Genomic DNA, 12,212 nt, shown 5'->3' on the forward strand with positions numbered 1-12,212 from the left:
CGGTAACCCCTCTTTCTAAAATGCCGCTCCTAGCAGCGGCATTTTGCATGCTTGGGTCATTTCTGGTTTTTACGTTGCAGCGTCATACAGCATAATGCCGCCTATTGACCTAGTAACACGAATTATGTTGTATTTTTTGCAGTATATTTCTCTCAAAACTGCCTAACAAGCCCAATTCAGTCCATTATGCTGCATTTCGTACATCGTACGCACCCGAAGTGCACGATTTGAGCGTATTAGGGTGTAATTTATGCAATGTAGGTTGAGTGGGAGGGGCTGATAAGAGTAGTCTAGCCAATACCCAAGCCATTGCTTGATCCGGAAAAGGCCGTGCCTAGAGCGCGGCTTTTTCACGTAACCGGCACTTATCTCGCCCTCAAAAAGGTCAAAATCCTCCCTGTATCGGGTCAGAATACTTCGCTTACAAACCGGCTAGATCCATTATTATGATCTCAACATAAGAGTTGAGGTGATTGTATGGAAGTCGTCAAACAAACGGCGGGCACCGGCCATGCGGCTGCAGCCAAGAAAAGATTTTGGACGCCGTCACGCAGAGAGGCGCTGGTCGGCTGGTTATTCCTCATTCCCGAAATTGTCGGGATGCTGCTGTTAAACGTCTTTGCCTTAGGGTTCTCCTTATATTTGAGCTTCTCCAAATGGGACATGTTGTCCGGCCTTCCCGGTATCGAATGGATCGGGCTTGGCAACTACAAGGAGCTGTTCCATGATCCGGCCATTCTGGAGGCGCTGAAAAACAATCTGCTGTACACCGTCATGACGGTGCCGATTCCAATCGCGATTGCGCTGGTGCTGGCCGTTGTTATCAACAACAGCGTTTTTCTGAAAAGCTACTTCAAGGTTGTTTTCTTTATCCCGTACATCTCGTCGATCATCGCGATTGCCGCGGTATGGAGCGCCTTGCTGCATCCGTCCCTCGGCCCGATTAACCAGCTGTTGATGCAGCTTGGCATAGACTCGCCGCCCAAATGGCTGGTGGATCCGAAGACCTCGCTGCTCTCCATCGCGATCATCGGCACATGGGCGAGCCTGGGTTACACGATTATCATTTATACGGCCGGTCTGACCAACATCTCGAACGAGATTTACGAGGCTTCCGAGATTGACGGAGCGTCTCCGCTGAAGAAGTTTTTCCGGATTACGGTGCCTCTGCTGCGTCCAACGACCTTTTTCCTTGCGATTACGATGCTGATCGGCTCATTTAAGGTGTTTGACATCATCTCGTATCTAACGGAGGGCGGTCCTAACAATTCGTCTACCGTACTGGTGTACCGGATCTACGAAGAAGGCTTCCGCAATTATGATATGGGCTATGCCTCGGCGATCTCCTGGCTGCTCTTCGCCATTATCGGCATCATTACGGCGGCGACGTGGAAGCTTGGGAAGGAATAAGAAAAGGAGGGATTACCTGTGACAACAAAGCTGTCAAAAAGCATCATTACTGTCTTGCTGGGAGCATTCTCTCTGATGTTCCTGACCCCGCTGGTCTGGATGGTCTCGTCTGCCCTGAAGTTCGAGAAGGATGTCATGCGCTTCCCAATCCAGTGGATTCCGGAGAAAATCAACGTAATCTACAACTTCAAATCGGTCTGGATGGGGCGCGTTCCGTTTTACGATTTCTACTGGAACTCCCTGAAGGTTGCCATCATCACAACGGTTATTACGCTGCTGATCTCGTCGATGTCGGCTTACGCGCTGACGAAGCTGCGCTTCCGTGGACGTCACATGATCTTTCTGGCGATGCTGTCCTTTATGATCATTCCGGATCAAGCGACGCTGATCCCTCGGTTTCTCATCATCCGCTGGCTGGGGCTTTACGATACGCATGCCGCGATTATTCTGATGAGCATGTTCTCGATCTACTTCACGTTCCTGCTGCGGCAGTTCATGTCCGATATCAGCGATGAATATTTGGAGGCGGCGCGCATCGACGGGGCTGGACATCTGCGGACGTTCTTCTCGATTATGATTCCGCTCTGCCGGCCGGTGCTGGCGACAGTGGCGATCATCAAGTTCATCTGGACCTGGAACGATTACCAGAATCCGCTTATTTTCCTCCTGAGCAAAAAGCTGTACACCATTCCGCTGGGCATTACGCTGTTCCGGGATGATTACACGAATAACTATGCGATTATGATGATGGCAGCATTGTCGGCGATTATCCCCCTTCTGGCTATCTTCATTATCATGCAGAAGCAGGTCATTAACGGGATTGCGCTAGGCGGCGTGAAAGGGTAAGGTAGTCAAAAAAGTACTCGTTACACCTCAAAATTATACACTTGGCAAAATGGGACGATCGTTATACTGGGTGTGTAGTCATTATAAAGTTCTAGGGGGAAGCAGAAATGAAACAAGCAAAACGCAAGTTTACGGCGGTGGCAGGCTTGCTGCTGGCCGGCACGGTTGCGCTCAGCGCATGCGGAGGCAACAACTCGGCGAATTCGGGTAGCGAAGGCTCATCCGGATCAGGCAAGTCGGAACCCGTAACGATTAAGTATTACAACTGGGATAACGAAGCCCAAGCGGTGACAACCGACGCGATGCTGGACAAATTCATGACGGAGAATCCGGATATTAAAGTCGAGCATGTCGTGCTGGTACCGGGCGATTCCGTTGAAATGCTGAAAAAGCTGGACTTCCTGATCTCGTCGGGCGAGGCGGTTGACGTTGTAGCCATGCCGAGCCTTGGGGCAGTCTATGAACGTGCGACAAGAGGAGCGCTTGCTCCGTTGAACGATTTCTATAAACAAGAAAATCTGGTGCCGGAAGACGAGTATTATGTAAACCCTAAAATTGACGGCAACTATTACGGCATGCAGCTGACTTCAAGCTTCAACTACGTGCTGCTGAATAAGGATGCGCTCGATGAAGCGGGCCTGCCGGTTCCAACCTACGGCTGGACCTGGGATGACTATCGCGACTATGCCAAGAAGCTGACCAAAGGCGAAGGCGTGGACAAGCGCTACGGTACGTACTTCCATACGTGGGAGCTGTACATGAACGCGCCGGCTCAGACGGTGATGAAGGATCCGTTCCGTTACGAAGACGGCTCAACGATCCTGTCCGACCCTTCTTACAAATACTTCTTCCAGCTCCGCAAGGATATGGAGAACGTCGACAAATCGGCCAAGCCTTATGCCGATGTGCTTGCAGCCAAGCTGAATTACCGGACGGAATTCTTTAACGAGCAGGCAGCGATGATTCTGACGGGCAGCTTTACGATTCCGGATGTAGGCAACCAGGAGCAGTACCCGCATACGTTCAAGACGGCATTTGCACCCGTACCTCTGCCTCCAAAAGGCGCCGAGCCGAAGGATTACGAAGGAGGCAAATATTTCACAAGCGGAAACTCGGTTGTTATGGGGGAGAACTCCAAGCATAAAGATGCTTCGTTTAAGCTGATGCGCTTCATGACAACTTCGGATTTCGACAAGCGCACCGAGTTCTCCGGCTGGAAAAAGGCGGACAACAAAGCGATGCTGGACCGCATCATTGGCGAGAACAAAGAGCTGTACGACGTGGATTCGCTGCAAAGCACGCTGTTTGGCGACGACATCAAATACCTGGACGCCTCCAGCGTCATAACGGTATCGACATCCGAACTGACCAAGGTTATCGACGACGGCTTCAGCAAGTTTATGCTAAGCAACGAATCGATCGACGATGTGCAGAAGTGGATGGTTGATCAAGCAACGAAAATAATTAATGAGAAAGAAAGCAAATAATCGCTCATAAGCTAACGGAAGAGAGCTTCGGAGACAACCTACCGGTTGCTCCGGGGTTTTCTTTCTTTACTGGGCAAGTGGAGGGATCGAAGTGAGCCGGTTAACGTGGAAGGATCAAAAGTATTGGCTGGACGGCGAGGAGGTCCTGATTTTATCTGGGGCGATTCATTACTTCCGGGTTGTCCCGGAGTATTGGGAGGACAGGCTGCTGAAGCTGAAGGCGTGCGGCTTCAATACGGTGGAGACATACATTCCTTGGAACCTGCACGAGCCCCGGGAGGGAAGCTTCCGCTTCGACGGGATTGCGGATGTCGTCCAGTTTATTAAGGCGGCAGGCAAGCTTGGTCTGCATGTGATTGTCCGTCCGAGCCCTTATATTTGCGCGGAGTGGGAGTTTGGGGGACTGCCTGCCTGGCTGCTGAAATCGTCCATGGGACTGCGCTGCATGGATAACGAATACTTGGAAAAAGTCGACCGCTACTATGACGAGCTGATTCCGCGCCTGCTGCCGCTGCTGGATTCGCAGGGTGGTCCCGTCATCGCTATGCAGGTTGAGAATGAATATGGAAGCTATGGCAATGACACTGCTTATTTGGCTTACTTGCGGGATGGCTTGATCCGACGGGGAGTCGACTGTCTGCTGTTCACCTCGGACGGCCCAACGGACGAGATGCTGCTAGGCGGCACGGTAGAGGGACTGCATGCAACGGTTAACTTCGGTTCGCGGGTAGAGGAGTCCTTCGGGAAATACCGGGAGTACCGGCAGGACGAGCCGCTCATGGTGATGGAGTACTGGCTTGGCTGGTTCGACCATTGGCGGAAGCCGCATCATGTACGGGATGCAGCGGACGTTGCACAGGTATTGGACGAAATGCTGCAGCAAGGGGCATCCGTAAATCTGTACATGTTCCATGGCGGGACGAACTTCGGTTATTACAGCGGAGCCAACTACGGCGAGCATTATGAACCAACGATAACAAGCTATGATTACGATGCGCCTCTTACGGAGTGGGGGGACGTAACCGACAAATACAAAGCCATTCGCGGCGTGCTCGAAAAGCATGGCATACCGGAAGGAGCACCGTTCCCCGCTCCGATTCCTAAGAAAGCGTACGGCAAAGTCGCTTTGACGCAGCGGGGGGAATTGCTGGATCAGCTCGAGCAGGTATCCGCTGGACAGATACAATCCGTCAGTATCCGGCCTATGGAGCATTTCGATCAGGCGTATGGTTTTATTTTGTATTCGACGCAGGTTAAAGGGCCAAGAACCAGACAAAAGCTGCATCTTCGCGAGGTGCGCGACCGAGCTCAGGTATTCCTGGACGGCAAGTTGATTGGCGTCGTGGAGCGGTGGAATCCGCAGCCAATCGAGATCTCGATTCCAAGAGAAGGGGCAAGACTGGACGTGCTCGTTGAAAATATGGGCCGCGTCAATTATGGGCCTTATCTGCGCGATCATAAAGGAATAACCGAAGGCATTCTGATCGATAACCAGTTCCAGTCGAACTGGACAGTTACCTTGCTGCCGCTTGAGTCTGAGCAGATCGCTCGGATCCAATATGGAGCCGTGCAGGAGCGGGAGCTAGCCAAGCAGCCTGATGGACGTCCGGCCTTTTATCGGGGATTTGTTGATGTTGACGAGCCTGCGGATACGTTCCTCCGGTTTGACGGCTGGCAAAAGGGAATCGCCTGGATCAACGGCTTCCAGCTTGGCCGGTATTGGGAAGCGGGACCGCAGCGCGCGTTATATGTGCCGGGTCCGTTGCTGCGCAAAGGGGAAAACGAAATTATTATATTCGAGCTGCATGGCATAAACGGACTTCCCGAAGTAACGTTAACGGACGTACCCGACCTTGGTGAGACGGCTGCGGTTGACGAGCAGGTGTTGAACTTTGTGCAGGAAGAATAGGCAGAGAGCGGGCAGCATCCAAGCCTGATCGGAAGCCCTGATGCTTAGTCGCTAGAATCATTACGAAATCTTGAATTGAGGCCGAAGAACGGCTTGTTAATTAGGATGAAGCTAAGATTCTAAACAGCTGGCACCAGCTGTAATCTATTCGATGTTGAGAGGACGGAACAGGATCATGCATTCTTTTTTAAATAGACCCCTTCCAACAGAGCATCAGCTACTGTGGCAGGACTTCGAGCTTGGATTTTTTTGTCATTTCGGGATGAATACGTTCTGTGATCAAGAATGGGGTGACGGGAGTGATTCGCCTCGTATATTTAACCCAACAGAGCTGGATGCCCGCCAGTGGGTACGTACAGCCAAGCGAGCGGGCTTCCGATATTTCGTGTTGACTGCAAAGCATCACGACGGCTTTTGCTTATGGCCAACGTTGACAACGGATTATTCTGTTGCTTCCAGTCCCTGGAAGGAAGGCGATGGCGATGTCGTGAAGGAATGCGCTGAGGCATGCCGTGAGGAAGGAATCGGATTCGGACTATACTTATCGCCATGGGACCGTCATGAGCCTTGTTATTCGGATAAAGCAGCCTATGATGACTTCTATCTGCGGCAATTGGAAGAGCTTATAACCGGTTATGGACCGCTAGTAGAAATATGGTTCGACGGAGCGGGCTCTGAGGGCAGAGAGTATGACTGGAGCCGGATTATGAGCCTGGTCAAGCAGCATCAGCCCGGTGCCATGATTTTTAATATGGGAGCACCTACAATTCGGTGGGTTGGCAACGAGGACGGAGTGGCACCGTATCCATCATGGAATACGGCGGAATCGGCAAGAGTCAGCATGTTCAGTGATGCCTCCTTAAACTGGCTGCCTGAGACTCCAGGCTGGGTTCCGGCGGAATGTGACGTGCCAATTCGTAAAGATCGCTGGTTCTGGCATCCCGATGAGGAAGGACTTCTGCTGTCCCTGGATAGTCTGATGGATATTTATTATCGTTCCGTCGGCCATGGCGCGACTCTTCTACTGAATGTGGCGCCGGACAATCGCGGGCTTCTGCCAGATGCTGACGTTGAGCGGGTAATTGCGTTCGGTGATGAGATTAGCCGCAGGTTGGGCAAGGCCCTTGCACAAACCGTAGATCAAGAAGGCCAATTCATTATTCTTGGACTTGAGCCAAATACGGTTGTAGAGCATGTAGTAATCATGGAGGACATTCGATACGGAGAATGTGTGCGAGCCTATGTAATAGAGGCATGGTACAGTGGGGAATGGAATGAGATTATTCGAGGCAGCGCGATCGGGCATAAGAAGATTGATCGTATCGCACCTTCTTCAATAGATGGTTTGCGTTTACGAATATTAGAATCTGACGATAAACCCAAAATAAGATCGTTTGCAGTATATGGAAGCAACGAATGACCGGTTATTAGGATGAACCTTGTGTATTCCATGCTCGTCCTCCACAAGAAAATCGCGAAATTGCCCACAATTTGCTGAAGAAAGCTGCAAAGGATCAAAATCGAAAAATAGCGTTGCAGGGCTAGCCCTTTGCAACGCTATTTTTTATGAGAATTAATTCTTATTTTACTGATGCGAGCCGTTTCTCCAGCGAGCAAACCCCTTAGTGAGCGGCCTCTTTTGACGTTAACTTGAAGTTTTTTACAATCCCGCTATTCCCTAAATCCGATTAATCCTATAAGATAAAATTAATTTAATTTCAAGTATAGATAAAGTCTATCGATAAGGTCGCGGAGGGATTACCTATGAATATTGAGAACATCGAAGCTTTTGTGTATGTCAATCATTACGGCAGCTTTAATAAAGCGGCGGAGGTGCTCTTCCTCTCCCAGCCATCCGTTACCGCCCGCATTCAGACGCTGGAGAGGGAGCTCGACTGCCGGCTGTTCGACCGGCTTGGCAAGCAAATTATGCTGACGGAGAAGGGCAAGCAGTTCCTGCCGTATGCTCAGCAGATTCTTCAAACGATTCAAAAAGGCCGTCTCCATCTGCAGGAGAAGGGAGCCCGTCCTCAGGAGCTTCGGATCGGAAGCACCGTATCGGTCTCCAATTATCTAATTCCCGATCTGCTGCCGAGATTACATCGGTTATTCCCCCGATTAACCTTCAAATTAACGACGGCTCCTTCGGATGATCTGGTCAAAAAGCTGCTCGACCGGGAGATCGATCTCGCTTTTGTAAGAAAGCTTGTTCATCCATCCTTACAGTCGTTTTCCTACTATGAAGATCCTATCCGCCTCTATGTCTATGAAGGACATCCCTTCGCCGAGGAAGGGCGGGTGTCGATCGATGTCATCCGTGATCAGCCGCTGGTTTTCTTCGAATGCGGCTCGCTCGACTGGCTGCGGCTTCACCGCGTATTCGAGCATTTGGAGCAGCCTCCCCATATCGTTTTTCATGCGGATAATTCCGAAACGGCCAAGAAGCTGGTGCTGCAGAAAGCCGGCATCTGTTTCCTTCCGGGCTTATGCGCGAAGGAGGAAGTAAGCAAGGGCAGGCTCATTCCGATCGAGATTGAAGAGACGAAAGGGATATCTCTGCAGACGAATCTGGTTGCGCTGACCGGAGAGAATGAAGAGTTTATTCAAGCGTTGCTGCCAAAGAACAATTTAAGCTTTTACAGCATTTAGATTAATCAATCGATCAATAGAGAAAGTCTATTAGCGCGGGTAGGCGGATAGATGATACATTTATATCATCTTAATCCTTACTAAGTTTATAGGAATTATATTATTAGAGTGATGAGGGGTGTAACTATGAGTGAATTGTTTAGGCAAGCCGGTGTGGAAGATGCAGAGCGTCTGCGCGAAGTAACCTATGAAGCCTATTCGCTCATTCGGGAGCTGGAGCTGAAATGGCCGGCGGCGAATGCCGATCTGGATCAAATACGGGACAACATTACACAGAATGAATGTTACGTGCTGGAGGCGGACGGCATCATCGTAGCGACCATTACGTTGTCGAAGACCGATGAGGTCAAGGCGATTACGGACCTGCCGTTTATTAAATGGTTTGCTGTCCATCCAAGCGAGCAGGGCAAAGGGTACGGAGATAAGCTGCTCAACTGGGTCGAGAATACGATCATTCGCGACAAGGAAGGCGCACCTGCCGTGACGCTTGGAACCGCCGAGAAGCATCCATGGCTGCTGCCGATGTACCAGCGCAGAGGCTATGAGAGCATCCGATCCTTCGATGCGGGCAATGGCGACGGACCGATGCATCTGCTCCGCAAGATTGTAAACCCAGAGCTGTTCGAGCAAGTAAACGGAGAACAAGCGGCAGCACAGTAAGCCCGGCAAAATCGGGGGGAAGACCTACAAATAATCGATGAAAAGACGGGGGTATCTCAATATGAAGAAAAAAGTGTTAGTCTTTACAGCTGCATTATCGTTAGTTCTGGTGGCAGCAGGCTGCGGCTCGAACAATAAATCGGACAATACGCAAGCGCAAAACGGCAATAAAGCCGCTGCGAATGCTTCCGCTTCCAGCAATGCCGGCGGCGAGGTGAAAAAGGTTGTCATCGGTACAGGTACCGGCTTCCCGCAAGTATGCTTTATCGACGAGAACGGCAAGCTGACAGGCTTTGATGTCGAGCTTATTAAGGAAATCGACAATCGCCTGCCGCAATATGAATTCGACATTCAAACGATGGAATTCTCGAACCTGCTTTTAAGCCTGGAGACAAACAAAATCGATCTTGTTGCGCATGAAATGGAGAAAAATCCGGAACGCGAAGCGAAATACCTGTTCAATACAGAGCCTTATGCGCACTGGAGAAATAAAATTATTGTCCCGCAAGACAACAACACCATCCACTCCCTTGATGATCTGGCAGGCAAGAAGGTGCTGGTTGGCGCAACAAGCGCACAAGCGCAAATCCTTGAGAACTACAACAAAGATCATGACAAAAAAATCAACATCGTGTACCAGAACGGTGCAGCCAATGATACGGTCAGCCAACTTACGACCGGCCGCGTAGACGCTACTTTAGCAGCAGACTTTACGTTGTCGCTGATTGATCCGCAAACCAAGCTGAAGACAACCGGCGATGACCTGTCAGAGGCGGATATCCTGTTCGTGCTTCGCAAGGGCGATCCGGCAAGCCAAGAGCTGTCCGATGCGGTGGACGTTGCTCTGAAGGAGCTTAAAGCAGACGGCACGCTTGGCAAATTGAGCACGGAATGGCTGGGCGGCGACTTTACGGCTGACAGCTCCAAATAGACTTGTGATTTAGAGAGTATTGAGAGGTGAGACCGCAGGATGGAGTATGGCTTCGATATTAATTATGTCTTCGATTTTATTCCCAAGCTGCTGAGTACGCTGAATATTACCCTGTTAATCGTGGCAGGAGCTATTGGGCTCGGACTGATCATCGGATTCCTGGTAGCACTTCCCCGCCTTTACAACGTACCGGTGCTTCGGAATGTATCGATGGTATACGTTTCCTTCTTCCGGGGTACCCCGATTCTCATTCAGCTGTTTCTGTTCTATTACGGGCTTCCGGAAATTCTGAAGCTTGTCTCTGTCGATATTTCGAAGGTTCCCGTCATTTATTTCGTTATTTTAACGTTTGGTCTTAATGTTGCTGCTTATGTATCGGAGACGATCCGGGCAGCTGTACAGGCGGTTAACCGGGGGCAGGTGGAAGCCGCTTATGCCGTTGGCATGACCGGGTACCAGGCCTTTACCCGGATCGTGCTGCCGCAGGCGGTCGCGATTGCGATTCCGGTATTCGCCAATCTCGTTATTGCGATGCTGAAGGATACTTCGCTTGCCTTTACGCTAGGCGTAATGGAGATGACGGGCAAGGCTCAAACGCTTGGCTCCCTATCCCAGCATTTTATCGAAACCTATATTGCTCTGGCCCTTATCTATCTCGTTATGAGCATTGCGCTGGAACGGCTCATGCTTGCAGCAGAGCGCCGCTTATCCCGCCATCTGCGCCGGGATTCCAATGAGAAGAACCGGTTCTTTACCAGAAAACGCAAACGGCTCACCTTGGGTCGCCTGACCGGTGAACTCAAGCTGGACAACAAGGAGGTGCCTCGCTATGAAGCTTGATCCTTCCTTTATATGGACCGCGTTTCTGCAGCTATGGTCAGCTGTTCCGACTACGCTGCTCATAACGCTGGTATCCGTATCTGTCGGATTTGTAATCGGTACTATAACGGCACTTGCCCGGATTTACCGGATTCCGGTGCTGTCCCAGCTGTCGAGCGGTTATGTGACCTTTATCCGCGGAACACCGATGCTGACGCATCTGCTTCTTATTTATTTTGGTCTGCCGATGCTTGTAGACGGCCTTTCGACGCATTACGGTCTTGGGTGGAATTCCGCCAAGATCCCGATGATCGGCTTCGCTTACATTTCATTCTCCATTACGGCCGGCGCCTATTTGTCCGAGGTTGTCCGCTCCGGCTTGCTTGCGGTTGACCGCGGACAGATGGAGGCAGCCTGGTCGGTTGGCATGACAACGCCGCAGGCGCTTCGCCGGATTGTGTTTCCTCAAGCATTGGCGGCAAGCCTGCCGAATCTGTCGAACTCGGTCATCGGTATGCTGCACGGCTCGACGCTTGCTTTTACCGTGTCGGTTGTTGACCTGAACGCCAAGGCGCAGATCGTGGCTTCAACGAATTGGAAGTTCTTTGAATCCTACGTGGCTGCGGCTTTAATCTTCTGGGGATTAACGATCCTGATTGAACGTTTTACCGGCCTTATTGAGAAAAGAATCCGCGTGTACAGCAAGGGAGGGGTAGCATGATCAAGCTAAGCGGTATCCGCAAGTCGTTTGGACGCCATGAAGTGCTTCAAGGCATTGATCTTACCGTTAATAAAGGCGAAGTCGTTGCCATTCTGGGGCCAAGCGGCTCCGGCAAAACAACGCTTCTGCGCTGCATTAATTATTTGGAGAAGCCAAGCGATGGAGAGATCCGGATCGGCGATTTCTCCCTTGACGTGAGGCATGCGGGTAAAAAAGATATCTATGCGCTGCGCCAGCGCTCGGCCATGGTCTTCCAGCAATACAATCTGTTCAGCCACAAAACGGCACTCGAGAATGTAATCGAAGGGCTGATTGTAGTGAAGAAGGTAGGCAAGGAAGAGGCGCGCAAACGCGGCATCGAGCTGCTCGAGAAAGTTGGCCTCGGCGCTAAGCTGGACGCTTATCCGAGCCAGCTGTCGGGCGGCCAGCAGCAGCGTGTCGGCATTGCGAGGGCGCTTGCGCTTGAGCCTGAAGTGATTTTGTTCGATGAGCCAACATCCGCTCTGGACCCTGAACTGGTAGGCGAAGTGCTGGCGGTTATCCGCCGAATTGCCAAGGAAGGCATTACGATGATTATCGTCACCCATGAGATGGGCTTTGCTCAGGATGTAGCGAATCATGTGGTGTTTATGGACGGCGGGGTTATCGTCGAAGAAGGGGATCCAGCCGAGCTGTTCGGCAATCCGAAGGAAGAGCGGACCAAGCAGTTCCTGAAGCGTTTTACATCGGAATACAGCTATTCGATCTAGTAGTCGGGCCTATCCGGACTTTTAATTCTTT

At 51.1% G+C, this 12,212-nt stretch carries 11 protein-coding genes; all 11 read left to right on the forward strand.

Features of this window, described 5'->3' with window-relative positions; translation table 11 throughout:
- Positions 1-477 precede the first annotated feature (477 nt).
- The 11 genes from BM200_RS09400 (at position 478) to BM200_RS09450 (ending at position 12,181) form a co-directional block, all read left to right on the forward strand.
- Positions 478-1,410, forward strand: a complete 933-nt coding sequence (locus tag BM200_RS09400; RefSeq protein ID WP_091184326.1) for a carbohydrate ABC transporter permease — start codon at positions 478-480, stop codon at positions 1,408-1,410.
- A 75-nt stretch (positions 1,411-1,485) separates the two neighbouring features.
- On the forward strand, positions 1,486-2,256 hold the full coding sequence (locus tag BM200_RS09405) for a carbohydrate ABC transporter permease (protein WP_245773006.1): 771 nt from the start codon (positions 1,486-1,488) through the stop codon (positions 2,254-2,256).
- A 107-nt stretch (positions 2,257-2,363) separates the two neighbouring features.
- Positions 2,364-3,743 (forward strand): ABC transporter substrate-binding protein, encoded by a 1,380-nt coding sequence (locus BM200_RS09410; RefSeq protein ID WP_091184330.1) that lies wholly within the window; start codon positions 2,364-2,366, stop codon positions 3,741-3,743.
- 91 nt (positions 3,744-3,834) lie between these two features.
- Positions 3,835-5,652 (forward strand): glycoside hydrolase family 35 protein, encoded by a 1,818-nt coding sequence (locus tag BM200_RS09415; protein ID WP_091184333.1) that lies wholly within the window; start codon positions 3,835-3,837, stop codon positions 5,650-5,652.
- A gap of 175 nt (positions 5,653-5,827) precedes the next feature.
- Positions 5,828-7,072: an alpha-L-fucosidase gene (locus BM200_RS09420; RefSeq protein WP_091184336.1), complete on the forward strand. Its 1,245-nt coding sequence runs from the start codon at positions 5,828-5,830 to the stop codon at positions 7,070-7,072.
- 344 nt (positions 7,073-7,416) lie between these two features.
- Entirely contained in the window at positions 7,417-8,301 is an 885-nt protein-coding gene (locus tag BM200_RS09425; protein ID WP_091184338.1) for a LysR family transcriptional regulator, read from the forward strand.
- A 126-nt stretch (positions 8,302-8,427) separates the two neighbouring features.
- Positions 8,428-8,961, forward strand: a complete 534-nt coding sequence (locus BM200_RS09430) for a GNAT family N-acetyltransferase (RefSeq protein ID WP_091184340.1) — start codon at positions 8,428-8,430, stop codon at positions 8,959-8,961.
- Positions 8,962-9,022: 61 nt separating this feature from the next.
- Positions 9,023-9,892, forward strand: coding sequence for a transporter substrate-binding domain-containing protein (locus BM200_RS09435; RefSeq protein ID WP_091184341.1), 870 nt, complete (start codon positions 9,023-9,025; stop codon positions 9,890-9,892).
- A gap of 39 nt (positions 9,893-9,931) precedes the next feature.
- Positions 9,932-10,732 carry an amino acid ABC transporter permease gene (locus tag BM200_RS09440; protein WP_091184343.1) on the forward strand — a complete coding sequence of 267 codons (801 nt, stop codon included), beginning with the start codon at positions 9,932-9,934 and terminating at the stop codon, positions 10,730-10,732.
- Positions 10,722-11,432, forward strand: a complete 711-nt coding sequence (locus tag BM200_RS09445) for an amino acid ABC transporter permease (RefSeq protein WP_091184345.1) — start codon at positions 10,722-10,724, stop codon at positions 11,430-11,432. The genes BM200_RS09440 and BM200_RS09445 overlap by 11 nt, the downstream gene beginning before the upstream one ends.
- Positions 11,429-12,181, forward strand: a complete 753-nt coding sequence (locus tag BM200_RS09450) for an amino acid ABC transporter ATP-binding protein (protein WP_091184348.1) — start codon at positions 11,429-11,431, stop codon at positions 12,179-12,181. Before BM200_RS09445 ends, BM200_RS09450 begins: the two co-directional genes overlap by 4 nt.
- Positions 12,182-12,212: the final 31 nt, after the last annotated feature.

Source organism: Paenibacillus catalpae (assembly GCF_900112695.1).
In the GTDB taxonomy this organism is placed as follows: Bacteria; Bacillota; Bacilli; order Paenibacillales; family Paenibacillaceae; genus Pristimantibacillus; species Pristimantibacillus catalpae.

What these genes read in the sequence shown, in the direction of transcription:
- BM200_RS09400 (WP_091184326.1), top strand. Translation starts at nt 478, where the DNA reads ATGGAAGTCGTCAAACAAACGGCGGGCACCGGCCATGCGGCTGCAGCC.
- BM200_RS09425 (WP_091184338.1), top strand. Translation starts at nt 7,417, where the DNA reads ATGAATATTGAGAACATCGAAGCTTTTGTGTATGTCAATCATTACGGC.
- BM200_RS09420 (WP_091184336.1), top strand. Translation starts at nt 5,828, where the DNA reads ATGCATTCTTTTTTAAATAGACCCCTTCCAACAGAGCATCAGCTACTG.
- BM200_RS09410 (WP_091184330.1), top strand. Translation starts at nt 2,364, where the DNA reads ATGAAACAAGCAAAACGCAAGTTTACGGCGGTGGCAGGCTTGCTGCTG.
- BM200_RS09450 (WP_091184348.1), top strand. Translation starts at nt 11,429, where the DNA reads ATGATCAAGCTAAGCGGTATCCGCAAGTCGTTTGGACGCCATGAAGTG.
- BM200_RS09430 (WP_091184340.1), top strand. Translation starts at nt 8,428, where the DNA reads ATGAGTGAATTGTTTAGGCAAGCCGGTGTGGAAGATGCAGAGCGTCTG.
- BM200_RS09440 (WP_091184343.1), top strand. Translation starts at nt 9,932, where the DNA reads ATGGAGTATGGCTTCGATATTAATTATGTCTTCGATTTTATTCCCAAG.
- BM200_RS09405 (WP_245773006.1), top strand. Translation starts at nt 1,486, where the DNA reads ATGTTCCTGACCCCGCTGGTCTGGATGGTCTCGTCTGCCCTGAAGTTC.
- BM200_RS09435 (WP_091184341.1), top strand. Translation starts at nt 9,023, where the DNA reads ATGAAGAAAAAAGTGTTAGTCTTTACAGCTGCATTATCGTTAGTTCTG.
- BM200_RS09445 (WP_091184345.1), top strand. Translation starts at nt 10,722, where the DNA reads ATGAAGCTTGATCCTTCCTTTATATGGACCGCGTTTCTGCAGCTATGG.